This is a genomic window from Dietzia aurantiaca (assembly GCF_021033825.1).
GTDB lineage: Bacteria > Actinomycetota > Actinomycetes > Mycobacteriales > Mycobacteriaceae > Dietzia > Dietzia aurantiaca.
Genome location: NZ_JAIFXZ010000004.1, coordinates 67003 through 93348 on the forward strand (window position 1 = coordinate 67003; position 26346 = coordinate 93348).

Genomic DNA, 26346 nt, shown 5'->3' on the forward strand with positions numbered 1-26346 from the left:
AGGTTAGTCGTCCGCCGCGCGTCGGGCACCACCGCGGCCGACTCCCCGCCGGGCATACCGCTCGGGAGGCTGGAGGGGCAGAATGGACTGTATGAGCACTCTTGACGGGCAGATTCCACGGCCGGGCGCCCTGCTCGACGGGCGATACCGGCTGGATGCCGTGATCGCCCGCGGCGGCATGTCGACCGTCCATCTGGCCACGGACGAGCGGCTCGACCGTCACGTGGCCGTCAAGCTGCTCGACCCGACCCTCGCGGGCGATCGCGCATTCGTCGACCGCTTCACCCTCGAGGCGCGATCCGCCGCGCGGCTGTCCGACCCGGGCATCGTGCAGGTCTTCGACCAGGGGGTCGAGGGCGATACCGCGTTCCTCGTCATGGAGCTCGTGCCCGGCGGCACCCTGCGCGAACTGCTCGACGAGCGCGGTCCCATGCCGCCGTACGCCGCCGCAGCGGTGCTACGCCCACTGCTCGGAGCGCTCCGCGAGGCCCACGAGGCCGGCCTGGTCCACCGCGACATCAAGCCGGAGAACGTCCTGATCTCCACCAACGGCTCCGTCAAGCTCGCCGACTTCGGATTGGTCCGCGCGGTCGCCGAGTCGCGGGCCACCTCCAGCAGCGTGGTCATGGGCACCGCCGCCTACCTCTCGCCCGAACAGATCTCCGGTGCCGACACCGACGGTCGCTCCGACCTCTACTCCCTGGGCGTGCTGGCCTACGAGATGCTCACGGGTGAACCGCCGTTCAGCGGGGACAACAACATCGCCGTGGCCTACCGGCGCCTGGACACGGACGTCCCCTCCCCCTCCGACCAGGCTGACAGCGTGGCGGAGGACCTCGACCACCTGATCCTGCGCGCCACCAGGCGCAGCCCCCAGGATCGGTACGCCGACGCCGGCGAGATGATCAGCGACCTCGACCGGGCCGCGCGCGAGGGCCGGTTCCCGGAATACGTGGTCCCGGCGCCGCGGCAGTCGTCGTGGTCGCGGGCCCGGGCCAACGCCGCGCGGTCGGCTCCCGGTAGCGAGTCCGAGTTCGACGCCGCGGACCGCGAGAGCGGCGAGGCCCTCCGGCGAGCCGGCGGACCCGTCCCCACACGCGTGGAGACACGGGCGGTCCCGGCGCCCGAGGGACAGCCTCACGGCGATCACCCCCGCGACGGCCCGCCACCCGTGTCCCCCGCCCCCGGGCAACCCCAACACTGGCACGGCGCGGGCGCGGGCCCCTACCCCCCGGACGAACTCGAGGTCGCACCGGGGCGGGATGAGATCCGGCCGCGGCGATCACGGGGACTGTTATGGCTCATCGTGGTGCTGGCCGCCGCCATCGGTGTGGCCGTGGCGGGGTGGTGGCTCGGGTCGGGACGGTTCGTCGAGGTCCCGTCCGTGCAGGGCATGTCCGTGGGGCAGGCGACGGAGGCGGTCACCGCGGTCGGGTTGACGGCGGCGACCCGCGACGCGTTCAGCAACGACATACCGCCGGACGCGCTCGTGGGCACCGACCCCGGTACCGGGGAACGCGTCGTGCGCGGCGACACCGTCGACCTGCTGGTGTCGGTGGGTCGACCGGTGGTGCCCGACGTGGGGGCCGATCGGACCGTCGAGGCGGTGTCGGCGATGCTGCGCGAGCACTCTCTGGAACCCATGGCCGGGCAGACCACCCATTCCGATTCGGTGCCGATCGGCCAGGTGGTGTCGCTGGAGCCGGGCTCGGGTACGACCGTCGACGTGGGGACCCGGGTCGAGATGCTCACGAGCGCCGGGCCGGCGCCGGTGACCGTGCCGGACGTGGTGGGGCTCGAGGAAGATCAGGCGCGAGCCGCTCTCGAGGGGGCGGGCCTCGCCGTGTCGAACGTGAAGAGGGTCTACGACGGTGACGCGGACAGAGGACTGGCCGTGGGCACCGACCCGGACGCCGGCGAGGACGTGGCCCGAGGTGACGGCGTTACGCTGCTGGTGTCCAATGCCCTGACCGTCCCCGACATCCGGGACGTGCCCGTCGACGAAGCGGCCGACGTTCTCAGCGAGGCCGGCTTCACGGTCGTGCGCGAATCGCCCGTCACCGATCGCCGGATCGGCGACGGCAGGGTCGTCCGCACCGACCCGCCCTCCGGCACCCGCCTCGATCCGGAGAACGCCGTCCTGAGGATTGTGCCCTCGAATGCCGTCACCGTTCCCGTCGTGCTGGGTTCCCGCGCCTCGGATGCGCGCCGCACGCTCGAGGACGCGGGGTTGCGTGTGTCGATCGATACCGGCACCTCGAGCGGGATCGTCTACGGGCAGAGCCCCCTCCCCGGCCGTGTCGTCGCCCGGGGAACCGAGATCGAGATCGACGCGCTGGGCTGAGACACGGCCCAGCGCCCGCGGTCGGTCCCTCAGCTGCGGAGCATCTCCGCGACCAGGTAGGCGAGCTCCAGCGACTGCTGGGTGTTCAGTCGGGGGTCGCACGCGGTCTCGTAGCGGCCCGCCAGGTCCAGGTCCGAGATATCCTGGGCGCCGCCCAGACACTCGGTCACGTCCTCACCGGTCAGCTCGATGTGGATGCCGCCCGGGTGCGAACCGATCGCGTGATGGACCTCGAAGAAGCCCTGGACCTCGTCGATGATGCGATCGAAGTGGCGGGTCTTGTAACCGTTCGAGGTGGAGTGCGTGTTGCCGTGCATGGGGTCGCACTGCCAGATGACCTTGTGCCCGGTCGCCTCGACGGCCTTGACGATCGGTGGTAGCGCCTCGCGGACCTTGTCGTTGCCCATCCGGGAGACCAGTGTCAGGCGGCCCGGGCGGTTGTCCGGGTCGAGCTTCTCGACGTACTCGACGGCGAGCTCGGGGCTCGTGGTGGGACCGATCTTCAGCCCGATGGGGTTCTGGATCATCGACGCGAACGCCACATGCGCGTCGTCGATCCCACGGGTCCGCTCCCCGATCCACAGGAAGTGGGCCGACAGGTCGTACAGGCCCGGCTCGGCGTCTCCGGACAACCCGGTGCCGTCGTCGGCGAGACGCAGCATGGCGCGTTCGTAGTCCAGGACCAGAGCCTCGTGGGACGAGAAGATGTCCGCCGACCGGAGGTTCTCATCGGAGACGCCGCAGGCGTCCATGAAACGCAGACCACGGTCGACCTCGGCCGCCAGCGCCTCATAGCGGGCGCCGGCCGGCGAGCCGGCGACGAACTCCATGTTCCACTCGTGGACACGGTGCAGGTCAGCGGTGCCGGACGCGGTCAGCGCTCGGACGAGATTCATGGCCGCCGCCGCGTTGGCGTAGGCACGGACCAGACGCGAGGGATCGTGCTCCCGGGCGGCTTCGTCGGCCTCGAGCGCGTTGACCATGTCACCGCGGTAGGACAGCAGACCCGTACCGTCGCGGTCCGCGGAACGGGGCTTGGCGTACTGGCCGGCGATACGACCGACCTTGACCACGGGCAGGGACGCGCCGTAGGTCAGGACGACGGACATCTGCAGCAGGGTGCGGATGACCCCCTTGATGTGGGGCTCGGTGTTGGCCTCGAAGGTCTCGGCGCAATCGCCGCCCTGGAGCAGGAACGCCCGCCCGTGCGCCACCTCGGCCAGCCGGTCCGAGAGGTGCTCTACCTCGGAGGCGACACAGATCGGCGGGACGCTCTCGAGAACCTTGCGCATCGCCGCAGCGTGCTGGGGGTCCCACGACGGCTGCTGGAGCGCCGGCCGGGAGAGTGCGTCCGCCAACTTCCTGTCGAGCTCCGAAGAGAGCGGGGGCAGATCGGGAAGCTGTGCGATGTCGACGTCGACTGTCCAGTTGCTCACCTCGGCGAGAATACGCGACAGCGGCGACCGCCGGTCTCAGAGGCCCAGGTGGGGCGCTTTCGCGGCGATGGCGCGGAAGCGCATCAGTGCGTGCCGGGCGTCGGCCAGCGCGTCGTGCTCCCCGCCCGGATGAGAGGGCAGGTCCGGCTTGCCCGCCGTCTCCCACAGCTGCCGGACGTCACGGGTGAACCGCGGCATCGCCGCCGGGAGCGCGGTCATATCGCCCCACAGCTGGCACACCGCCACGTGGTCGTAGGCGCCGACCCAGGCCCACATCTCGACGCCGCCGGTGGGCGGTGCGGTGACGAACTCGTACAACTCGTCGCGGATCCGCGACCTGGACATCCAGGCCGACGAGGACGGGCTGGGCAGCTTGGGCAGCACGTTCCGGCGTACCCACGGGCCCGCGGCGCCGGCGTCGAACTCGGTCGACACGGCGTAGAACTCGCGGCCGTCCTCGGCGACGACGCCCACCGACACCAGTTCGATGGTGGCGCCGTCCTCGATGAACTCGCAGTCGTAGAAGTAACGCACCGGGTCAGCTCTGCCCGTCGACCGGCTGGTCGAGCAGGTTGTGCCCGGAATCGCGGACGGCATCGAACTGCTTCTTCATGTCAGCTCCGTAGACGCCACTGACATATTCCTGGCCGGTCAGCGCCTGGATCCTGCGCATCAACTCGTCGGTGATCTCACGCTCGGCAGCGCGCTCCCCCTCGCGGCCGGCCCACGGGGTGATGTCGAGGGGCTCGCCGACCATGACCCGGACCTCGGCGCGACGGCCCGGCCGCGGCCTGCAGATCGCGCGGATGTAGTCGCCGGTCCCGGTGACACCGATCGGGATGACCGGGACCCCGGCTTTCATGGCGAGGCGAGCCGGGCCGGTCTTACCGCGGTAGAGCCGCCCGTCCGGCGAGCGGGTCCCCTCCGGGTAGATGCACAGTATCTCGCCCTTGTTGAGCACCTCGAGCCCCGCGTTCAACGCGGCCTGCGCGGCGTCCGCGTTCGTGCGGTCGATCGGGTGCTGCCCCGACCCGGCGAAGAACCAACGACTCAGCATGCCCTTGATTCCGGTCCCGGTGAAGTAGTCGCTCTTGGCGAGGAACGTCACCCGGCGCGGCATGAGCAGCGGCATGAACAGCCAGTCGCCGACAGACAGGTGGTTGCCGACCAGCAGCGCCGAACCCTCGCGCGGGAAATTCTCCTTCCCGATGACGACATGCCGGCTGGTCAATCGGAGGAAGGGTCCGATGAGTACGAACTTGAACAGCCAGTACAGCAACCTGGTCACCGTTCCTCATGTCGAATGATCGTGTCGATCGCGGATATTACCCGGCCCGGCCGACGAAGCCGGACGGTACGAGGTTCGGGGGCCACAGATCCGGATCGGGCTCGAAACGCAGCAGCACACGGCCGGTCTCGTCGTCATACCCGGAGCCGATCAGCACACACCGCGACAACAGTGCCGGTAGCGGCAGGACCGCCCGGAACCCGTCGTGGTCCAGCGTGACCATGTCGCCGTCGACGGCGGCCGGGCCGGACGGCATGGTCGGGGACGGATAGGCGACGACGTAGGACCCGTCGGCGTCGGCCTCGATCTGCGGACGCACCCCGCCCCGCGCCAGCTCCGCCATCGCCGCGGTCCGCTCGGGCGCCCGCCCCGCCACTGTCACCTCGACGGGTCCGGCGAGGAAGCTCGCCACGTCGTCGGCGAGCAGCGCCAGGCGGTGGGCCTCCCGCACGCGCACGTCGGCGAGATCCCCGGCGGCCATGGACGCGAACCGCACGTGCGCCGGCCACCTGGATTCGACGAACGACGCCAGTTCGCCCGCGGACGCGAGCCGCCGGACCGCGGCGAGATCGCCGTCGAGTTCCACAACCACCACGTCCCAGTAGCGGGCCGCCGTCGCCCGACGGGCGTACTCCCACCCCAGCACGGCGGAGAGCGGGGAGTCGCCCCCGGCCGCCAGCGCCGCCAGCAGGTCGTCGTGGGGATCCGCGGCACCGGACCTGTAGGCGTCGAGCCGCGCCACGGGGTCGTCGGCGCGCACCTCAACGGTGCCGCCCTCGGTGCTGTCGAGTCGCGAATCCACCGCGTCCGGGTGTCCGGTGAGCACCAGCGCCGTCCCCCCGGTCCCCGAGATGACGTCGGCGGTCCGCTCCGCGCGGTCGGTGGGGTCGCCACCCATGACGACGACGACACGCGTGTCCTTCACCCGGCCTCGACTCTCCGCTTGAGTTCACTCAGAGCGCCCACAAGGATCCGGCGTTCCGCGCGCGTGCGCAGACTGCCGATGACCGGGACCGCCAGCTCGATCTCGAGCTCGTAGTCCACCCGCGTCCCGCCCTCCACCGGCTCGAGCCGGTAGCTACCGTGCTGCGACCTCTGCAGTGCCGAGCTCACGAGGCGCCACTCGAGAGCCCTGCCGTCCTCCGACCACGAATATGCGAGCACGTACTCGTCGATGATGGCGCCCGCCTCGAGCTCGAAACGGACGCGGTCCGGGTGGCCGTCCGGCCCGATTGACTGCACCTCGGCCAGCTGGATGAACGTGGACCATTCGGGATACGCGGGGAAGTCGGAGATCACGGCCATGACGTCCTCGGGCGTCGCCGCGACCACCGTGGAGTCCCGGGTCGGCCAGACCTCGGGCACGCCGTTGTCGTCGCTCATACGCTCTAGCTTCACACATCGGGCCCCGCGATGCGTCGTCAGCGAGGTCTGACGGAGTTGTCCGGGCCCGCATCGATGCCGGGTGCCCGAGACGGCATGGACGGGCGGGGATAGTGTGAGGTGACAGACACACAGCGAACGTCTCCACCGGGAGGACCCTTGCGCGAATACGTCGCCGCACCCGCCAACTTCACCGTCGCCGAGGACTGGTCGTGCGTCCAGTCTGCATACGATCGCGCCGAGAAGACCCCGGACAACGTGGCGTTCCAGCGGCCTGTGGGCGGCGAGTGGAGCGACGTCACCAACCGAGAGTTCGCCGATACCGTCCGTGCCGTCGCCCGCGGCCTGGTGGCACGAGGAATCCGGGCCGGCGACCGGGTCGCACTGCTCTGCTCGACCCGGTACGAGTGGAACGTCATCGATTTCGCGATCTGGGCGGTCGGGGCTGTCACCGTCCCGGTGTACGACTCCTCGAGCTCCGAGCAGATCCGCTGGATCATGGAGGATTCCGCGGCGCGCCTGATCATCGTCGAGAAGGACGAGTACGCGGTCACCGCGCGAAACGGCGTCACCGGACTCGAGAGCACTCCCGAGGTGCTGGTGATCGACGGTGACACCCCGGTGATCGACATGCTCACCACCGAGGGCGAATCGGTCGACGGGTCAGTCCTCGACGAACGACGCGCCTCGGTGCGGGCCGACTCCCCCGCGACGCTCATCTACACGTCCGGAACGACCGGCCGGCCCAAGGGCTGCATGCTCACCCACCGGAACTTCATGTCCGAGACCCTGGCCGTCCTCGAGACCCCGTTCCACCAGTATCTCCGCGACGACGCGACGACGGTCATGTTCCTCCCGCTGGCCCACGTTCTCGCCCGGGCCATCACCTACGCCGGCTTCCACGCCGGCGTGACCATCGCGCACTCGTCCGATATCGCCAATCTGGTCGACACGTTCGCGGAGATGCGTCCCCATTACATCCTCGCGGTGCCCCGGGTGTTCCAGAAGGTCTTCAACAAGGCCCAGGCGACCGCCCAGGACGGCGGCGCGATCAAGGCCTGGATGTTCGACAAGGCCACCGACACGGCCGTCGCGTACTCCAGAGCACGACAGGACGGTCGTGTGGGTCCGATCCTCCGACTCCGCCACGCCGTGTTCTCGAGGCTGGTCTACGCCAAGCTCATCGCCGCGCTCGGCGGCCGCTGCGAGATCGCGATCTCGGGCGGTGCGGCGCTCGGCGAGCGCCTCACGCATTTCTTCGACGGCATCGGGGTCAATATCTTCGAGGGCTACGGCCTGACCGAGACGTGCGCGGCCATCACGGTGAACACGCCCGGACGCATGCGGATCGGCAGCGTCGGGCAGCCGCTACCGGGATGCGCGGTGCGCATCGCCGCTGACGGCGAGGTGGAGGTGAGCGGCCCCGTCGTGGCCTCCGGCTACTGGCAGAACGAGAAGGCGACGGCCGAATCGTTCGCCGGCGACTGGTTCCGTACCGGTGATCTCGGCACGCTCGACGAGAACGGATTCCTGACGATCACCGGCCGCAAGAAGGAGATCATCGTCACCGCCGGAGGCAAGAACGTCGCCCCCAACCAGCTCGAGGACGCCCTCCGCGCCGATCCGTTGATCTCCGAGGCGGTGTGCGTAGGCGACGGGCAGCCGTTCATCTCCGTGCTGCTCACGCTCGACCCGGAGGCGCTCGAGCGGTGGAAGCACCATCACGGCAAGACCGGTTCGCTCTACGACCTGCTCAAGGACGCAGGCCTGATCGAGCACCTCGACCAGACCGTGTCGCGGGCCAACCGGTCGGTCTCGCACACCGAGTCGATCAAGAAGTACCACGTGTTGCCGGACCAGTTCACGGAGGAGACCGGTGAGCTGACGGCCTCGCTCAAGGTCAAGCGGAACGTGGTGCACCAGAAGTACGCCCGGCAGATCGAGGCGCTCTACGCCTGATACGGCGCCCACACGGAACGCGTGCTCCCGGGTCAGTCCCCCGAGAGCACGCGTTCCATGTCTCTGGCGAGGTCCTGCCAGCGCCAGCGGTCCAGCGTCCAGTTGCGCCCTCGCATCCCCATCGCGGACGCCCGGGGCTTGTCCTCGAGGATCCCGGCCACCGCATCGACGATCTCGGGGACGGACGTGCCGTCCACGACCGACCCGGTGCGGCCGTTCTGGACGGTTTCCGGCGCTCCCCCGCTCCGGCCGGCCACCACGGGCACGCCGCATGCGGAGGCCTCCAGGTAGACGATCCCCAGGCCCTCCACGTCCAACCCGCCACCGCGGGTGCGGCAGGGCATGGCGAAGACGTCCGCCATGCGGTGGTGGTCGACGATCTCCTCGGCGGGGATGCGACCGGTGAAGATCACGCGGTCGGTGACGCCGTGACGCCGCGCCAGTCCTTCGAGTGTCCGCCGGTACGGGCCTCCCCCGACGATGACGAGCACCGCCCCAGGCACACGTCGGGCGATCTCCGGCAGGGCCCTGATCAGCATGTCCTGGCCTTTTCGCGGCACGAGACGGGACAAACACACGATCACGTCACGATCGGCCACCCCGTAGCGCTGACGGATCGCCTTCCGGGCCGCCGGGTCCGGACGGAACCGGTCCGTGTCGACCCCTCCGGGCTGGTGCACCAGCCTGGCCCGCGGCCCGAATGCGGACGCGAACCGGCGGCGCGTGTAGTCGCTGACGTAGGTCACGGCGTCCGTTGAGTCGCCGATCACCCGGAGTACCTGCCGAGAGCCGGGCAGCATCGACCATCCCACCTCGTGCCCGTGGGTGCTGGCCACGATGCGGTTCACCGGCCCGGCCCTGAGTACCGGGGCCATCGCGGCCAGTGGGGCGGCCGCGCCGAACCAGATGGTGCTGGCGCCGAAGTCCTCGGCCAGGCGGCGGGCCCGACCGGCCAGATCCGGCGTCGGCAGCAGCATCTCCGTCGGCACCCGTTCCACCAGATACGGCTTCGACTCGTCGTACCGGGTGGATTCGTCACCGCGGAAGGTCGAGGCCAACACCGCGACATCGTCGGGGTCGAGGTGTGCGAGGTACGTCTCGAGGTACGACTGGATTCCCCCGGGCCTCGGCGGGTAGTCGTTGGTGATCAGTAGGGTCTTCGTCATCGACTGCGAGCCTGCCACACGGCAGGTCGGGCGACCGCCCGACCTGCCGTCCTCTCAGTACCGGCGGATGCCGCTGATCGGCATCGCGTCGACCTTCTCGAGCTTGACAGGGACCCCGTAGGTCGGTGCGTGGAGGACCAGTCCGTCACCGGCGTACATTCCGACGTGCGTGGCGCCCGGGTAGTAGATCACCAGGTCACCCGGCTGCATGTCCGCCGGCGCGACCGGCGTCCCGGCTGCGGCCTGCGCCTGACTCGAGCGAGGCAGCGTCTTGCCCTCCCGGGCGTACGACCACACCATGAGCCCGGAGCAGTCGAACTCCGACGGCCCGGTGGCGCCCCACGAGTACGGAGCCCCCAGCCGGGTCAGGGCGGTCCGGAGTGCAGCGGAGTTGACCCCGTCGACCGGAGGGGCGACGTAACCCTCCGGGACCATCGGCCCGCCGATCCACAGCGCCCGCTGGGAATCGGACAGGGCGTCGACCCGCCGCCGGACCTCATCCATCCGGAGCCGCATCTCATCCGAGCGCCGGTCGAGCTCTTCCATCCTCTTCCGCGTCTCCTCTGCGACCGCCCTCGCCGCATCAGCAGCCCCGTTCGCGTCCTCCCGCAGCCTGGCGGCTTCGACAGAGGCGGCCCTGGACGCGTCCAGGGCCGTGGTGGTGGCGCCGGAGAGACGGCTGAGCGCATCGAGTCGATGGACCAGGTCCCGCGGGCTCTCGGCGAGAACGGCAGCACGGGTCGCGCCGGTGTCACCGCCGCGATACCTCATCGCCGCCAGGTGGTCGACGAGTGACTGGTCCCGGCGAGCGGTCCCGTCCGCGGCCGCCGCGGCTGCCGCCGCGACACCCGCCGCACGCTCCAGACGGTCCCGATCGGCGACCGAGCGTTCCAGTTCCGCGCGGGCCAGGTGGAGTTCCTCGCCCAGCGCTCCGGCCTCCTCCGACAAGCGCGACAGCTCCGCGAGGTCCTCCCCGGCGTCCGCGAGGCCTCCGATCCCGACTGCCAGCGGAGAATCGTCGGTCTCGGCCCCGCTGGCCAGCTGGTCGACACCCCCCGGCTCGCCTGAGGGAACGGCATCAGCAGGAGCCTGCGGGGCCGGAAGTGCCTGCTGCGCGGACGCGACCGCCCCGAATGTGAGCGAAAGTGCCACGGTCGCCGCGCCGACGGCCGCGATGAGACTGCGAGTCATCTGATGTGGGTCGAACTCTCGAATCGGTGGGATGCCGGATTCGTCCGCGATCACGGACGTCAAGGGTGGCATCGGGTGCCCGGAAACGAATGTTACAGACGACAAGACCCCGCTGGTCCTGGTTCCTCACCGGGATCAGCGGGGTCTGCGCAGTGCAGGGGACCCGATCAGTAGTAGCGGGTCGCGCCGTAGAACGGCATGGAGTCCAGCGGGGCGTAGCTGACCGAGGTGCCGGAGTACGGTGCGTGAACGACCTGGCCGTTACCGGCGTAGATGCCCACGTGGCTGGCGCCACTGTAGAAGGCGACGATGTCACCCGGCTGCAGATCGGCCTTGGAGACCTGGGTGCCGCCGCCGACCTGGGCCTGGCTGGTGCGCGGAATGGAGATCCCGGCCTGCTGGTAGGCCCACGAGGTCAGGCCCGAGCAGTCGAAGGAATCCGGCCCGGTCGCGCCCCAGACGTAGGGGGAACCGACGCGGGTCGAGGCCGCGTCGAGGATCTTCTGGCCGGTGCTGACCTGCGGCGCGGGAGCTGCGAACTCCTCCACGGGCGCGGCGACCTGCTGAAGGCCGGCGGGGAGGGCGATCCCCTCGGGCAGATCAACCGTGACCTGAGACGGCACACCGGGCAGACGAAGCTCGACGGGAACGTCGACTGTCACGGGTGCGGCGGCGGCGGTACCGGATCCGGCGACGGCCGCTCCGGCGGCGAGCAGTCCGGCTGCGGCCACACGACGGCCGGTCGAACTGGTCTTGATGCTGTGGGCTCCCACGAGAGTCTTTCCTCTTTCTTCCTGCGACACCGACCGGGTTAGCTGACGGGTTCGGACACGGAAGTCTGTCCTACGCTCTCGGACCTTCGAGGCCCTCGGGCGATTCACCCCAGTAGTTCTTGGTTCCCCGGCGCACCGTGACGGTGCTTAGGTGTTGACCTCGGCCCCCCACCGGTGGGCGGGTGATGACTTCCGAGGTCTCGAAAAGGTTACGAAAACGTCTCGCCGAAGTCCAGCCCATCGACTACGCGGCGGGAAATGCAGCCAGGATCTCGACGGAAGAGACCATTCCGACATCCCGCAGCACCTCGATCGCGGCCCGGACATCAGGAGCGAGAACATACCCGCAGGACTCCGCAGAAAGGTCGTCTACCTGGGAACTCTCCGACCACAGCAACTCCACGATACATCCGGAGCAACCGCGATCCGCCTCAGGGCATCGTCCACAGTCCAATGAAAACATGATCTATCTCACACTCCGTCCCGGGCGCGTTGCCCGTCCGTTATCGATCCGCGATCCGCGTGTCGTGACGACCGTCAGGCCGGACCATAGACAGCAGGTACGACATCCCCTCGTCGAGCGGCCGGGGCGGCAGCAGTGTCGGACCGGACCGCTACGGTCTGCGGCATGTCCCGACCGATCTCTCCACCGACGACATCGGCGCCGTCGACCGCCTCGCCGGGGGCGCAGACGTCGTTCGATGAGCTCGAACCACTGCTGTCGGAGATCACCTTCGTCGTCGTCGACCTGGAGACGACGGGCACGCGAGCCGGTACCGACGAGATCACCGAGGTCGGCGCGGTGCGGGTACGCGGCGGCGAAGTACAGGCGGAGCTGTCCACCTTCGTCGCGATCGACAGCCCGCTCCCCACGCACATCAGCCGACTCACCGGGATCCTGCCCGGCGATCTCGTGGACGCGCCGCGACTCGGCGAGGTCATGGCGACGTTCCTCGAGTTCTCCCGGGGAGCTGTCCTCGTGGCACACAACGCCAGGTTCGATCTCGGGTTTCTTCGCGCAGCGGCATCCGCCACAGGAAACGAGTGGCCCGAGCCCTTGTCTCTGTGCACCCTCACGCTCGCCCGCCGCATCCTGCACAGCGGGGAGACGCGAGGGCACCGGTTGGGGACACTCGCAGCGCACCTCGGGTCGGCCGTCGAGCCGAACCATCGCGCCCTCCAGGACGCGAGGGCGACCGTGGACGTCCTCCACGCGCTCATCTCCAGGGTGGGCGACTGCGGCGTCTCCACGCTGTCGGAGCTCCGTTCCTACGACGGGCGTCTGTCCCCCGAGGTCCGTCGTCGGGCCTCGCTCACCGACTCACTGCCCACCGGCTCCGGCGTCTACGTCTTCCGCGACGGTGAGGGCGTCCCCCTCTACGTGGGGTCGTCCGTCGATGTCCGCCGGCGAGCGCGTTCCTACTTCTCCGGCGGTGACACCCGGGGTCGGATGCGAACGATGGTCGGACTCGCGGATTCCGTCGAGGCTGTGGAGTGCTCCCACCTGCTCGAGGCATGGAGCGTCGAAGAGCAATTGATCGACTCACTCCAACCACCTTTCAACCGCCGGTCCCGCGCTCCACGGCGCGGCTGGTGGCTCGCCCCACCACGCGGGAAGGGCACGAAGGGACGGGTGAGCCGAATCCCGGAGGACCATCTGGCGTTGGGGCCGTTCCGGCGAGCCGAGGATGCGCGATCAGCGTGGGAAGACCTCGTCATGGGCTTCGGGGCCGAACCGACACCACAGAACTGGCTCGAACTGGTGACCGGGGAGGACTCCGGGCCCCTGCGAATGTTGACGGCGAGAGTGGACGACATCGCCGCGGAAGGCGGCTTCGAACGGGCGGCCCGGCTACGGGACCGGACCGCCATGCTCATCCGTGTCCTCACCCGGCTCCAGGAACTCGCTGCCACCGCGGGCCTGACCGAACTGGTCCTGGCCCAGAGAGCGGGCCGCGCGAGGTGGGAGGTGGCGGTGATCCGTCACGGCCGCCTCGCGGGCTCTGGAGCGGTACCCACCGGCGCCTCGCCGATGCCGGTCATCGACGCGTTACGCACGGCGGCGACGTCAGTGCGGCCCGGGCCCGGGCCGCTGGGAGGCGCGACCCTGGACCAGGTGCGGAATGTCCACCGATGGATAGATTCCGCACCCACACGCATCGTGTCCGTCGCGGGCTCGTGGCAACTTCCCGTGAACGGCGCACACACAGTGAGCGACTGGGCGTCACGCGCCGAACGCGCGGCGTCGGAACACGCGGAGACGAACGGCGCGCGGTAGCACACCCGAGGGTCGGGCCGGCCGCGGACCCGACACCCAGGAGAGCGGCGTCAGCGAACGCTACTGACCCGGGCCCACGTGTCGAGTAGCCGTGTCGCCGAGCCGTCGTCGATCGCGGCGGCCGCCCGATCCACGGCAGAACGCATGGAGCTCACCAGGTCCGCGTCCCTATCCAGCCCGTCGAAGGCCACCAGGGCTGCCGCGGAGTTCAGGAGCACGGCATCACGGACCGGGCCTCTCACGCCCGCGAGCAGATCGCGGGCAACACCCGCATTGTGCTCGCCGTCGCCGCCCCGCAACTCCTCGATCGAGCAGGTCTGCATGCCGAAATCCCCGGGTTCGATCGAATCCTCGTCGACATGCCCGCCCGCGACACGCAACACGCGTGTCGCCCCGGTCATGGTGATCTCGTCGAGCCCGTCGGATCCGCGGACGACCAGGGCCGACTTCCCCCGACGCGCGAACACCTCGGCCATGACCGGCATGAGGTTCTCGAACGCGCACCCGATGAGATTCGCGATCGGGGACGCCGGGTTCGTGAGCGGCCCGAGGATGTTGAACACCGTCGGTATGCCGATCTCCTTGCGCGGCGCGGCCGCGAAGCGCAGGGCGGGATGGAAGACGGGGGCGAAGCAGAAGGCGATCCCCACCTCATCCAGGCACCGGGCGACCTCGTCGGGCCCCAGGTCGATCGCCACGCCCAGCGCCTCCAGAACGTCGGCCCCGCCGCTCTTCGACGACGCGGCCCGGTTGCCGTGCTTGACCACCGGCACCCCGCAGGCGCTCACCACGAGGGACGACATGGTGGAGATGTTGACAGTGCCCTGTCGGTCCCCGCCGGTGCCCACGATGTCGACACACGGGCGGGAGGTGGGTACCCGGCGGGAGTAATCGAGCATCGTCGCGGACAGCGCGTCGAGTTCCGGGCCCGTCACGCCCTTCATCTTGAGCGCGACCCCGAATGCCCCGATCTGCGCGTCGGAGGCGACGCCCTCCATGATCCGGGCCATCGCCCAGCCGGCGGCGGCAGGATCCAGGTCCTCACCGCTGGTCAGGGTGCCGAGCACCGCGGGCCACGAGTGCCCCCCGTCGAACGTCGCCGAACTGCCCACGTGTACCGACCTCCTCCGAATACCGGATCGCACGACGCCTTCGACAACGCCGACCATTCGCCGTCAATCGTGCCACCGCAAAGTCCGACGGGGCCGACCGCCCACCCCGGATGAGAGCGGAACGCAGGTTCCGAAGGCACGCCTGAGAGTGCCCTGATAGCCCCTGCAAGGGGGACGATTTCCGGGGTGCTTCCAGTAAGTTTCGAAAACGACCTGCGGAAACACTGAGCGGACACGCCGATTTCGGGGGTCCATGCAGACTCCACCCACCTCAGGGGTCATACTTGGCCACGTGACGAGCGCAGTAGATAACTCAGGATCGGCCATGGCCCAGCGTGTTCATTCGCTGAATCGGCCGAACATGGTCAGTGTGGGCACCATCATCTGGCTGTCCCAGGAGCTGATGTTCTTCGCGGGCCTGTTCGCGATGTACTTCGTCTCCAAGGCGAACTCGGGAGGTGACTGGCCCTCCTATCCGGTGCACCTCAACGTGCCCTTCGCCGTGACGATCACCGTCATCCTCGTGGCGTCGTCGTTCACCTGTCAGATGGGTGTCTTCGCGGCAGAGCAGGGCGACGTCTTCGGCCTACGCCGGTGGTACGTGATCTCGGCGGTCATGGGGACGGTCTTCCTGCTGGGCCAGTCCTACGAATACCTGTACCTATACCTCGAGGGCGTCACCATCTCCTCGAGCGTCTACGGGTCGGTCTTCTTCATCACCACCGGATTCCACGGACTCCACGTGGCGGCCGGCGTGATCGCCTTCGTCGTACTCGTGATGCGTACGACGATGTCGCGCTTCACCCCGGCACAGGCCACCGCGGCGATCGTCGTGTCGTACTACTGGCACTTCGTCGACGTCGTCTGGATCGGCCTCTTCGTCACCATCTACTTCATTCAGTAGTCAGCTGGCCGCAGGACGCTGTGTCCAGCAGGTCCCAACACCAAAGGGAACTCACAATGAACTCACCTCACCCATCCGCTGCGGACTCGCCGGCGCCTGAACCGGCGCCGGCCACCACGCGGACTGCTTCCACCAAGCGGCGCCGCAAGGCGACCGGCGCGCTCGTCATCGCCGCCGGTCTGCTCGGCGCGGGAGCCATCGCGACCGCCGTGGTCCCCGAGCCGCAGGTGGCCACCGCGCAGCAGGATCAGGCCGCGCTCATCGCCGAGGGTAAGTCGATCTACGACGTCGCCTGCATCACCTGCCACGGGCAGAACCTGCAGGGCGTGGAGGACCGTGGCCCCTCGCTCGTGGGCGTCGGCGCGGGTTCGGTCTACTTCCAGGTGCACTCCGGTCGTATGCCGGCAGCGGACAACGAGGCCCAGGCCGAGCGCAAGAAGCCGCGCTACAGCGAGCACCAGATCGTCGCCCTGGCCGCCTACGTCGACCAGTACGGCGGCGGACCGGGCATCATCACCAACCCCGACGGCACCATCGCCCAGGAGAGCCTGCGCGGCGTCTCCGGGGAGAGCCGCGCCGAGGAGCTGGCCCGCGGTGGCGAGCTGTTCCGCCTGAACTGCGCGTCCTGCCACAACTTCACCGGTCGCGGTGGCGCCCTGTCCGCGGGCAAGTACGCCCCGATTCTCGATCCTGCCAACGAGCAGGAGATCTACCAGGCCATGCTCACCGGCCCGCAGAACATGCCCAAGTTCTCGGATCGCCAGCTGACGCCGGACGAGAAGCAGGACATCATCGCCTACATCAAGAACGCTGACTCCAAGGTCTCCCCCGGTGGCTATGGCCTGGGTGGCCTCGGCCCCGTCACCGAAGGTGTGGCCATGTGGCTTGTCGGCATCGTCGCCCTCATCGGTGCGACCCTGTGGATCGGATCCCGTTCATGAGTGAGACCCCCAAGAACCCGTCCCCCGCGGACCTGGACCGGATGAGCGATGAGGAGCTCGTCCGGCTCGGTACCGAGCTCGACGAGGTCGACGTCAAGTTCCGCGAGGCCCGCTGGCCCGAGGGTGTCGAGACCCGCGCCGAGAAGCGCGCCGCACGGACCGTCACCATCTGGTTCGCCCTGTCCGCCCTCTTCGGCCTGGCCTTCGCCGCCGTCTACATCTTCTGGCCCTGGGAGCACAAGGGTGAAGGAGAGGCCGGCCACGCGCTGTACATGGCGTACACGCCGCTTCTCGGCCTCACGATCGGTCTGTCGATCCTGTTCCTGGGCTTCGGCGCGGTGCAGTTCACCAAGAAGTTCGTTCCCGAGGAGATCTCGGTCCAGACGCGCCACGACGGCCCGTCGTCCGATGTCGACCGGCGGACGATCGTCGCCGAGCTCAATGACTCGTGGAAGTCCTCCACCCTGGGCCGCCGCAAGGTCATGGGCGGGTTCCTCGGTGCGAGCGTCGGTCTCATCGGCCTCTCCGCGATCCTGCCGCTCGGCGGCATGATCAAGAACCCGTGGAAGCGCGGCCCGATGACCGTCGCCGGCGACGGCACGCTCCACACCACGGGCTGGACTCTCGCCTCGGACACCCGTCCCGACGGTCTGCCTCCGGAGAAGGTCTATCTCGGGCGTGACACCGCCAAGGTCTTCCCGGACGGCCACCCGCCCGCCGGGCAGGGCCGGCTCGAGCGGATCCACATCGACGATCTCTCGACCGGAGCCCTCGAGTCCGTGTTCCCGCTCCCCGCGAGCGCGATCGGCAACTTCACCGAGGACATGCACTCGATCCACGGCACCCGCAATGCGGTCATGCTGATCCGCTTCCGCCCGGAGGACGCCGCTCGCGTGATCAAGCGCAAGGGCCAGGAGAACTTCAACTACGGCGACCTGTACGCCTTCTCGAAGATCTGCACGCACCTCGGGTGCCCCACCTCGCTGTACGAGCAGCAGACCCACCGTTTCCTCTGCCCGTGTCACCAGTCGCAGTTCGATGCGCTCGAGTACGCCAAGCCGGTCTTCGGCCCCGCCGCGCGTGCGCTTCCGCAGCTGCCCATCGCCGTGGACAACGAGGGCTACCTCGTCGCCAACGGTGACTTCATCGAGCCGGTCGGACCTGCCTTCTGGGAGCGTCGTTCATGAGCAACAACACCAAACTCGCCACAGTCGGAGACAATCTCGACTCGCGGTACACCATGGCCCAGGGCATGCGCCGGCAGATCAACAAGGTCTTCCCGACGCACTGGTCCTTCCTCCTGGGCGAGATCGCCCTGTACAGCTTCATCATCCTGCTGATCTCGGGTGTCTATCTCACCCTGTTCTTCGATCCGTCCATGTCGAAGGTGATCTACCAGGGTGCCTACGCGCCGCTGAACGGCATCGAGATGTCCCGGGCGTACGAGACCGCACTGAACATCTCGTTCGAGGTGCGCGGCGGTCTCTTCGTACGGCAGATTCACCACTGGGCGGCGCTGCTGTTCGTCGCCTCGATGGTCGTCCACATGATCCGGATCTTCTTCACCGGTGCGTTCCGCCGCCCGCGTGAGGCCAACTGGATCATCGGTTGTGTGCTGCTGCTCCTGGGCATCGTCGAGGGCTTCCTCGGCTACGGTCTGCCGGACGAGCTCCTTTCCGGCACCGGCCTCCGGATCACCTCCGCCATCATTGTCGGCCTGCCGGTGATCGGCACCTGGATGCACTGGATGATCTTCGGCGGGGACTTCCCCGGCGAGCTCATGATCCCGCGCTTCTATGTCCTGCACGTGTTGATCATCCCGGCCATCATCCTGGCCCTGATCGCCGCACACCTCGCGCTGGTCTGGTACCAGAAGCACACGCAGTTCCCCGGGCCGGGCCGCACCGAGAACAACGTCGTCGGCGTGCGTATCCTCCCGGTCTTCGCGGTGAAGTCGATTGCGTTCGGTGCGATCACGCTCGGTGTGATCATGCTCTTCTCGGGCTTGTTCACCATCAACGCGATTTGGAACCTCGGGCCCTACAACCCGGCACACATCTCGGCCGGATCCCAACCTGACTGGTACATGCTCTGGACAGAGGGCGGCGCACGTGTGATGCCGGCCTGGGAGCTCTACCTCGGCCCGTACACGGTCACCGCCACCACCTGGGTGGCCGTGATGCTCGGCGCCATGGTCGCCCTGATGTTCGTCTACCCGTGGATCGAGTCCAAGTTCTCGGGCGACACCGCTCACCACAACCTGCTGCAGCGTCCGCGCGACGTCCCGGTCCGCACCGCCGCCGGCATGATGGCCATCACGTTCTACGTGATCCTCGTGCTGATGGGCGCGAACGACCTCATCGCGTACCACTTCGACATCTCGTTGAACGCCACCACGTGGGCCGGTCGTATCGGGCTGATCCTGCTACCGCCGCTGGTGTACTTCTCCACCTACCGCCTGTGCCTGGGTCTGCAGCGTGCGGATCGTGAGGTGCTGGAGCACGGCATCGAGACCGGCATCATCATGCGGATGCCGCAGGGTGAGTTCATCGAGGTCCACCAGCCGCTCGGCGAGGTCGACGAGCACGGGCACGCGATCCCGCTCGAGTACGCGGGTGCCAAGGTGCCCTCCAAGATGAACCAGCTGGGCGTCGCCGGGCGGCCCCCGTTCGGTGGTCTGTCCGCCGACCCGGCCGACGAGGCCGAGCTGCTCGAGGGTTCGTCGCATGACAAGCACGAGCGTGAGTACCGGATGCTCAACACGCTCCAGGAGGAGAACCGTGCCCGTCGCAATGACGAGCACTGATCACCTGTAGCACCCGACCGCGGGCCGGATCTCCACACGGAGATCCGGCCCGCGGTCTTTGAGCAACCGATCCCCGCGCACAGGAGAACAATGACGTCGTACGAGCGAGACGGCGCCCGGTTCCGGGCCGGGTCCGGGTCCGGGTCCGGGTCCGGGTCCGGGTCCGGGATCATCCTCACCGACGAGATCCGCCACGCCCTCCAGCTCCTCCACAGCGGCCACGACCTCTTCCTCACCGGCAAGGCCGGGACCGGGAAGTCCACCCTCATCCGGCACTTCCTCGCCGAAACCGACCACCCCACCCTGGTAGCGGCACCTACCGGTATCGCCGCACTCAACGTCGGCGGCTATACAATCCATCGGCTCTTCGGCTTCCATCCGAACCACACCGTGGAACACGTCCGCGGTCCCGCGTACCGGCCCGGCCGCTTCGCCACAGCCCTGTCCCGCGTGCGCACGCTCGTCCTCGACGAGGCCTCCATGATCCGCGCTGACGTGTTCGACATGATCTCCGTTGCCCTCGAGCGGTTCGGCCCCGACCCGACACTGCCGTTCGGCGGCGTCCAGGTGGTCCTGGTGGGAGATCTCTTCCAACTCCCGCCCGTGGTCCCGGAGAACGAGAAGTCGACCTTCACGACCGACTACGACACCCCGTACTTCTTCTCCGCCGCGCACTTCAGCCGCGACCACTTCCCCACCGTCGACCTCACCCACGTCTTCCGACAGTCCGGGGACCCCACACTCGCCACCATCCTCAACTCGATACGTGAGGGAAGCCTCGTCGGCCACGCCCGAGCGAGGTTGAACGCGCGCACGGACCCAGACTTCGAACCCCCGGATGACGAGTTCTGGCTGACGTTGACCACCACCAACCGCATGGCCACGGCACGCAATCGCCGACGACTGGAGCGCATACCGGGGGCCGAGCTGGCGATGGAGGCCACCAGCACCGGCGACCTAACCGACTTCGAACCCCCGACGGCCAAGACGCTCAGCTTCAAGATCGGCGCACAGATCATGATGTTGACCAACGACCCGGCCGACCGGTGGGTCAACGGTTCGATCGGCCGCGTTCTCGATGTGACGTTCGGTCGACGTGGCGATCGGGACGAGCGCGGTCCCGTCGTCGTCGTCCGGTTCACCGGCGGGGACGTCGCCGAGGTCGCGCTGCACACCTGGGACGTCACCCGCCCCGTCGCCTCCGGCGGCGCCATGCGACACGAGGTGGTCGGCACCTACACCCAATACCCCTTCGCGCTCGCGTGGGCGATCACCATCCACAAAAGTCAGGGGCAGACGCTCGACAAGCTGGTCGTGGACCTCAGCGGAGGCACCTTCGCCGCCGGCCAGCTCTACGTGGCCCTGAGCCGGTGCCGCACGCTCGACGGCCTGGTCCTCACCCGTCCGGTGCATGCGCGGGACCTCAAGACCGACCGGCGGATCACCCGCTTCCTGCGCTCCCCCGACACAGACGCCCCTCCTCGCCGATACTGCGCGATCGCCACCCTCACCGTCGGCGACGACGGCGTCCGCACGCGCCCACGGCCGGTGGAGCTCGCGGTCGCGTTCCCGGACGGCACCGCGGTCACCACACTCCTCAACCCGCAACGGGATATGGCCCGGGCACGCACGGAGTACGGCATCACCGTCTCGGACGTGCTGCTCGCACCCACGCTCCTCGAGGCGTGGACGCTGCTCGCACCGCTGCTCGACGGCCACACGCCGGTCGCGGTGGGCGCCGACCGGACGCTCGGCGAGGTGGAGTTCGAGCTCCGGCGGCTCGGCAGCGCGTCCCCGACGCCCCTCGGGGTCGACCTGCCCCCGCACCTGCTGACGCCGGCCGAGCGGGCTCGGACACGCGCGGCGTCGGCCCTCACCCGCGCGCGGACGGCGCTCGCGGCGCACGGCCGTCTGTGGCCTGACGATGGCGCCTCCGAGGCGTTCGACGCCGATCTCGTGGAAGAGGCGGAGCTCGGGTACCTGCTCAGCCGCGATGTCGGGCTCACCACGCCGACATCGGACGTGCTCCCCCAGCTGTCGGCGATGTTGGCGGTCAGCGCCGACGTGGGGGCGTCTCTGTTGGATCGGTCAGGACGGGGGCGGGCGGTAGGAGGTGCAGGGGCCGGCGGGCCCGGCACCGAAGTCGTGCGCGGAGGCGACCACGATGATGACGACGACAACCACGACACTGTGGGCCTCACGGCCGGAGACCGTGAGCTCCGGAATGGCGCCCGGACTCTGGTGGCAGAGCAGATTCGCCACGCGGCGGAGCGGGTGACCGTCACCGCCGAACTGTGGTCACGACTGCAGACCGTTGCCGGGGTGCTCGGCGCCGACGTGACGAGCGGACTGCGCGCAGCGGCGGAGGCCGAGGCGGAGACGGTGCTCAGGCCCGGGACCCGGGTGTGCTTCACCGGTAGTGCACTCGACCACGACGGCGTTCTCCTCTCTCGCGAGGAGATGGAGGCGCTGGCGGCGCGGGTGGGCCTCGAGCCGGTATCGAACGTCACCAAGGCGCGCTGCGACGTCCTGGTCGTGGCGGAGCCCGGGACCCAGTCGACGAAGGCGCGCAATGCGCAGAAATGGGCGAAGCCCATCCTGTCGGCGGCGGAGTTCCTGACCTGGGCCCGCGGGCCGGGGCCCGGCTAGAGCGTGACGGTCAGCGGCTCACCCACCATGTCCGCGACCGCGCGGAACGCCATCGCCATCCCCGAACCGAGCGGCACGCCGGGCCCAGGGTAGGCCTCGCCGGAGACGGACGCGGAGGAGTTCCCGGCCGCGTACAGGCCCGCGATGGGCCGGCCCTCGGTGTCGAGGACGGCGCCGTTGACGTCGATCACCGCGCCGCCCTTCGTTCCCAGGTCGCCCAGCACCAGCCGGACCGCGTGCAGGCGCTCTCCGCCCACCGGGCGCAGGCACCCCTGCGCGGTCGAGGCGCCCACGAAGAAGCGACCATAGGGGTCCTCGCCACGGTGGTGGTCCGCGTCCTCCCCCCGCTCGGCGAACTCGTTGAAGCGGTCGACGCTCGCGCGCAGGGCTGCAGGATCGAGACCCGTGGCCCGGGCGAGCTCCTCCACGCTGCCGGCGGTGTGCCAGAGACCGGCCGCGCGAAGATCGTCCGCGCCCGGTGCGGGGATACAGATCGCCGGGAAGCCTCCGGCTTCCGCGTCGTCGAAGACGAACCAGAAGTCGTCGCCCGCCCCGTCTGCCATCCGAGCGCGCATCTGACGTCCCATCTGGTCGTACGGCAGCAATTCGTTGGCGAACCGACGACCGGTGCCGTCGACGATGAGTCCGGACCGGAATCCCAGGGTGAAGGCCGCGTGCCCGTTGGGGAACAGGGTCGCCGGGCACCACCACGACTGGTCGAGCAGGTCGAGCCGGGCGCCGACATCCTCGAACATGCGGACCGCATCCCCGGATCCGGTGTCGGGGTGCGACGAGGACCAGTCGGCGGTGGGCATCTGCTGCAGCCGCTCACGGAGCTCGGCGGATCGCTCGAAGCCACCGGCCGCGACGAGCACCCCGCGCCGGGCTCCCAGCGTCCGCCGCTCTCCGTTCTGGTCCACCGCCACCCCGGTCACCCGTCCGTCGGCGTCGCGGATCAGTTCGCGGGCGGCGCTCGAGAGCCGCAACTCGGCGTTGTCCATCGCATCCATCGCCAGCACGAGGCGGGCCACCCACGCACGGCCGCCCTCGAGACGGGTGGTGTCCTCGTCGGCGGCGAACTGGTCCACGGGCACCGCCGATCGGACATCGGAGACCCTGGCCCCGACCTCGACCCCCTTGATCGGCTTCGGGTAGATGCTCCGGCCCACCTCCTGGCGGCCCGGGGCGTCGAAGTAGTCCGGGAACGCCTGGAAACGCATCGGGATCCCGAGCTCGTCCTGCAGGAACTCCACGACCGCCGGGCCGGTGCTCAGGAAGGCGTCCTGCACCTGCTGATCCGTGCGATCGCCCACCACGGCCCTGAAATACGTCCGCCCACGCTCGACGGAGTCCTCGAGTCCGTCGCGGGCCAGGACAGGGTTGCCGGGCAGCCACACGGCCCCACCCGAGTACGCCGACGTCCCACCGAACCGGTCGGTCTTCTCGACGAGGCACGTGGACAATCCGCGGGAGGCCGCGGCCGCGGCGCCGAACAACGCCGCCACACCGGACCCCACGACCACCACGTCGTATTCCGCGTCGAATGTTCCGTCCTGAACTGTCACGGTATGTTCCTCGTCTTCCGTCCGCCATTTGTAGAACACGTTTCAGTGCCCCATCGCGACGATAGCACCGGCCCAGCCCGGCCCCGCGGAAAAGCTGATCGCCGCCGCGCTGCGACGCGCACAGGCATGATCGACGGGATGACCGACGATCAGCCCGGCCGGGACCGCAGAGTGGAACACACCGATGACGGGCGCTACGTCGTGGTGGGTGGACGGCGGTGGCGCGCCACCGATCCGTCCATCCCGGAGAAGCTGCGTGTCGAGCTGGTCCGCGCGCTCATGGCCGGGCGCCGCGGCGTGAAGAGGCACGGTGACGCGGCACGGGTGGTGGTGCACGACGCGAAGGTCGCCCTGGGCGAACGCGGCGATCCGTGGTGGGAGCCGACGGAGGACGGGACGCGCCAGCGACTCGGGGCCGCCATCAGGACACTTCTGCGCGCCCGGGGCACCGGATCGATCTGCCCTTCCGATGCGGCCCGGGTTGCCGGTGGGGATCGGTGGCGCGAACTCATGGACACGGCTCGGTCGGTCGCCTTCGACCTCCGGGGGCGAGGCATGGTGGCGGTGACGCAGAAGGGTCAGCGGGTCGACGGTACCGAGGTGAGGGGGCCGATCCGCCTCGTCGCGGACTCCGCGCTGGAATTCGCCGACACCACTGAGTGAATCGACGCGAACGGATGAGCCGCGAGCCCGGCGGAGTGCACTCCTTTCCTTGTAAGCTACTCGTTGGTAGTAGTCCACCACCCTGAGGCCCCGCTCCTCTGACGGCACGTCCAGCCGCAGCGATTCGAGCGGCGGATCGACCATTGGAAAGGCAGACCTTTGCGCCGCACTGTGTTCGACGAAGACCACGAGGCCTTCCGCCAGACCCTCCGCTCCTTCATCGAGTCCGAGGTGACCCCCCACTTCGAGGAGTGGTATGAGGCCGGGATCGTCCCCCGCGAGTTCTACTACAAGCTCGCCGACCTCGGCCTGTTCGGTATCACGGTGGACGAGGAGTACGGCGGCGCAGGCCTCGACACCCACAAGTTCGAGGCCATCCAGACCGAGGAAATCACCCGGGCCGGCGTGACCTTCGGCGGATCCAACGTCCACGTCGCGCTCTGCCTGCCCTACCTCAAGATGCTCGCCACGGAGGAGCAGAAGAAGCGCTACTTCCCCAAGTTCGTCTCCGGCGAGGAGATGTGGGCCATCGCCATGACCGAGCCCGGCACCGGCTCGGACCTGGCGGGTATGAAGACCACCGCGAAGCTCTCCGAGGACGGCACGCACTACATCCTCAACGGCGCCAAGACCTTCATCACCGGCGGCGTCCACGCCGACCGGATGATCGTGTGCGCCCGCACCTCCGCTCCGCGTGAGGACGACCGCCGGTTCGGGATCTCCCTGCTCGCCGTGCAGACGTCACTCGAGGGCTACTCGGTGGGCCGCAAGCTCGACAAGGTGGGCCTCAAGACCTCGGACACCGCGGAACTCTCGTTCACCGACGTCAAGGTGCCGGTCGAGGACCTGCTGGGCGAGGAGAACCGCGGCTTCAACTACCTGGGTCAGAACCTGCCGTCCGAGCGCTGGGGCATCGCCTTCGGTGCCTACGGTCAGGCCGCCGCGGCCGTCCGCTTCGCGCAGGAGTACGTGGAGCAGCGCGAGGTGTTCGGCAAGACCGTCGCCTCGTTCCAGAACACCAAGTTCGAGCTCGCGGCGTGCAAGGCCAAGGTCGACGCGGCCCAGGCCGTCGCCGACCGCGCCCTCGAGGCCCTCGACGTCGGCGAGCTCACGCCCGCCGAGGCCGCCTCGGCCAAGCTGTTCTGCACCGAGGTCGCGGCCGAGGTCATCGACCGCTGCCTCCAGCTCCACGGTGGTTACGGCTTCATCAACGAGTACCCGATCGCACGCCTGTACTCGGACAACCGCGTCAACCGCATCTACGGCGGCACCAACGAGGTCATGAAGACCATCATCGCCAAGGACATGGGACTGTAACCACGGGTCCGCGCCTGGCTGCGCGTCGCCCGGGGCCCCGACCGCTCACCGCGGTCGGGGCCCCGCGCCGTTTCCGCCGCCCGTCTCGGTGTACGCGAGAACCCCCGGCGCGGGTCCGCGCCGGGGGTTCCACGGGGTCGTTCACACCGGGATCAGTGCTTCTCGCGACCCCAGTGGTACTCGAAGACCAGGCCGCAGACGGTGATGATCACGGCGGTGCCGCCGCCGATGATGACCCACCAGTTCCAGAACGCCAGCCCGTAGCCCACGACGAAGACCGAGAAGGCCACGAGGAACGGCCAGAGGCTGTGCGGGCTGAAGAAGCCCAGCTCGCCGGCACCATCGGAGACCTCGGCCTCCTCGTAGTCCTCGGGAAGTGTGCTGATACGACGGGCCACGAAGCGCAGGTAGCCACCGATGAGCAGGCTCAGGCCGGCCGAGAGGATGAAGGCCGTGGTGCCCACCCACTCCACGCCGGTGCGGGAGGTGCCGGTCAGATAGCCGTACCCGATTCCCAAGACGGCGAGGAAGATAAACAGCCCGTCGAAGATTCTTACTGTTGCGTTCATCG

Annotated in this window: 21 protein-coding genes and 1 riboswitch; of the genes, 10 read left to right on the forward strand and 11 right to left on the reverse strand. The window is 69.0% G+C overall.

All coding sequences use genetic code 11. From position 1 onward, the window contains the following. The first annotated feature begins 91 nt into the window (after positions 1-91). Positions 92-2344, forward strand: a complete 2253-nt coding sequence (gene pknB, locus K3888_RS06620) for a Stk1 family PASTA domain-containing Ser/Thr kinase (RefSeq protein WP_230929463.1) — start codon at positions 92-94, stop codon at positions 2342-2344. Between the two features lie 29 nt (positions 2345-2373). Here the strand turns inward: pknB and K3888_RS06625 are convergent, their stop codons facing one another. The 5 genes from K3888_RS06625 to K3888_RS06645 are packed head-to-tail and all read right to left on the reverse strand — an operon-like array spanning position 2374 to position 6451. Continuing rightward, a complete protein-coding gene (locus K3888_RS06625; RefSeq protein ID WP_230929464.1) occupies positions 2374-3780 on the reverse strand; it encodes a class II 3-deoxy-7-phosphoheptulonate synthase in 1407 nt (468 codons plus the stop codon). Between the two features lie 36 nt (positions 3781-3816). After that, entirely contained in the window at positions 3817-4314 is a 498-nt protein-coding gene (locus K3888_RS06630) for a polyadenylate-specific 3'-exoribonuclease AS (protein ID WP_230929465.1), read from the reverse strand. 4 nt (positions 4315-4318) lie between these two features. Beyond that, positions 4319-5068 carry a lysophospholipid acyltransferase family protein gene (locus K3888_RS06635; protein WP_230929466.1) on the reverse strand — a complete coding sequence of 250 codons (750 nt, stop codon included), beginning with the start codon at positions 5066-5068 and terminating at the stop codon, positions 4319-4321. A gap of 37 nt (positions 5069-5105) precedes the next feature. Further along, positions 5106-5993 (reverse strand): hypothetical protein, encoded by an 888-nt coding sequence (locus K3888_RS06640; RefSeq protein ID WP_230929467.1) that lies wholly within the window; start codon positions 5991-5993, stop codon positions 5106-5108. Then, entirely contained in the window at positions 5990-6451 is a 462-nt protein-coding gene (locus K3888_RS06645; protein WP_230929468.1) for an SRPBCC family protein, read from the reverse strand. The genes K3888_RS06640 and K3888_RS06645 overlap by 4 nt, the downstream gene beginning before the upstream one ends. 159 nt (positions 6452-6610) lie before the next feature. Here K3888_RS06645 and K3888_RS06650 point away from each other — a divergent pair, with 159 nt between their 5' ends. After that, a complete protein-coding gene (locus K3888_RS06650; protein WP_230929469.1) occupies positions 6611-8410 on the forward strand; it encodes an AMP-dependent synthetase/ligase in 1800 nt (599 codons plus the stop codon). A gap of 32 nt (positions 8411-8442) precedes the next feature. On the opposite strand, the gene K3888_RS06655 is transcribed toward K3888_RS06650, so the two are convergent. From K3888_RS06655 to K3888_RS06665, 3 genes are all read right to left on the reverse strand, one after another. Further along, positions 8443-9576 carry a glycosyltransferase family 4 protein gene (locus K3888_RS06655; RefSeq protein ID WP_230929470.1) on the reverse strand — a complete coding sequence of 378 codons (1134 nt, stop codon included), beginning with the start codon at positions 9574-9576 and terminating at the stop codon, positions 8443-8445. A gap of 54 nt (positions 9577-9630) precedes the next feature. Then, positions 9631-10767 carry an NlpC/P60 family protein gene (locus K3888_RS06660; RefSeq protein ID WP_230929471.1) on the reverse strand — a complete coding sequence of 379 codons (1137 nt, stop codon included), beginning with the start codon at positions 10765-10767 and terminating at the stop codon, positions 9631-9633. 167 nt (positions 10768-10934) lie between these two features. Next, the gene (locus K3888_RS06665) at positions 10935-11540 is read right to left on the reverse strand and encodes a C40 family peptidase (RefSeq protein ID WP_230929472.1); all 606 of its coding nucleotides are present in this window, start codon (positions 11538-11540) and stop codon (positions 10935-10937) included. A 12-nt stretch (positions 11541-11552) separates the two neighbouring features. Continuing rightward, positions 11553-11704: riboswitch (cyclic di-AMP (ydaO/yuaA leader) on the reverse strand. 464 nt (positions 11705-12168) lie between these two features. Between K3888_RS06665 and K3888_RS06670 the strand changes: the two genes are divergently transcribed. Then, positions 12169-13818 (forward strand): DEDD exonuclease domain-containing protein, encoded by a 1650-nt coding sequence (locus K3888_RS06670; protein WP_230929473.1) that lies wholly within the window; start codon positions 12169-12171, stop codon positions 13816-13818. 50 nt (positions 13819-13868) lie between these two features. Here the strand turns inward: K3888_RS06670 and trpD are convergent, their stop codons facing one another. Next, positions 13869-14930, reverse strand: coding sequence for an anthranilate phosphoribosyltransferase (gene trpD / locus K3888_RS06675; RefSeq protein WP_230929474.1), 1062 nt, complete (start codon positions 14928-14930; stop codon positions 13869-13871). Positions 14931-15222: 292 nt separating this feature from the next. Here trpD and ctaE point away from each other — a divergent pair, with 292 nt between their 5' ends. From ctaE to K3888_RS06700, 5 genes are all read left to right on the forward strand, one after another. Continuing rightward, positions 15223-15834 (forward strand): aa3-type cytochrome oxidase subunit III, encoded by a 612-nt coding sequence (gene ctaE, locus K3888_RS06680; RefSeq protein WP_230929475.1) that lies wholly within the window; start codon positions 15223-15225, stop codon positions 15832-15834. Positions 15835-15890: 56 nt separating this feature from the next. Continuing rightward, positions 15891-16775, forward strand: a complete 885-nt coding sequence (qcrC, locus tag K3888_RS06685; protein ID WP_230929476.1) for a cytochrome bc1 complex diheme cytochrome c subunit — start codon at positions 15891-15893, stop codon at positions 16773-16775. Then, entirely contained in the window at positions 16772-17962 is a 1191-nt protein-coding gene (gene qcrA, locus K3888_RS06690) for a cytochrome bc1 complex Rieske iron-sulfur subunit (RefSeq protein ID WP_230929477.1), read from the forward strand. The genes qcrC and qcrA overlap by 4 nt, the downstream gene beginning before the upstream one ends. Next, complete coding sequence (gene qcrB / locus K3888_RS06695; protein ID WP_230929478.1) at positions 17959-19581, forward strand: cytochrome bc1 complex cytochrome b subunit; 1623 nt, start codon at positions 17959-17961, stop codon at positions 19579-19581. The genes qcrA and qcrB overlap by 4 nt, the downstream gene beginning before the upstream one ends. A 90-nt stretch (positions 19582-19671) precedes the next feature. Then, positions 19672-22230, forward strand: a complete 2559-nt coding sequence (locus K3888_RS06700) for an AAA family ATPase (protein WP_230929479.1) — start codon at positions 19672-19674, stop codon at positions 22228-22230. Here the strand turns inward: K3888_RS06700 and K3888_RS06705 are convergent. Beyond that, on the reverse strand, positions 22227-23795 hold the full coding sequence (locus tag K3888_RS06705) for an FAD-dependent oxidoreductase (protein ID WP_230929480.1): 1569 nt from the start codon (positions 23793-23795) through the stop codon (positions 22227-22229). The two genes, K3888_RS06700 and K3888_RS06705, sit on opposite strands and share 4 nt — an antisense overlap. Positions 23796-23933: 138 nt before the next feature. On the opposite strand from K3888_RS06705, the gene K3888_RS06710 reads away from it, so the two are divergent. Together K3888_RS06710 and K3888_RS06715 are read left to right on the forward strand one after the other, a co-directional pair. Continuing rightward, positions 23934-24458 carry a DUF3253 domain-containing protein gene (locus tag K3888_RS06710; protein ID WP_230929481.1) on the forward strand — a complete coding sequence of 175 codons (525 nt, stop codon included), beginning with the start codon at positions 23934-23936 and terminating at the stop codon, positions 24456-24458. 159 nt (positions 24459-24617) lie between these two features. Beyond that, positions 24618-25775: an acyl-CoA dehydrogenase family protein gene (locus K3888_RS06715; protein WP_230929482.1), complete on the forward strand. Its 1158-nt coding sequence runs from the start codon at positions 24618-24620 to the stop codon at positions 25773-25775. A gap of 152 nt (positions 25776-25927) precedes the next feature. Here the strand turns inward: K3888_RS06715 and K3888_RS06720 are convergent, their stop codons facing one another. Then, a complete protein-coding gene (locus tag K3888_RS06720) occupies positions 25928-26344 on the reverse strand; it encodes a cytochrome c oxidase subunit 4 (protein WP_230929483.1) in 417 nt (138 codons plus the stop codon). Positions 26345-26346 lie beyond the last annotated feature (2 nt).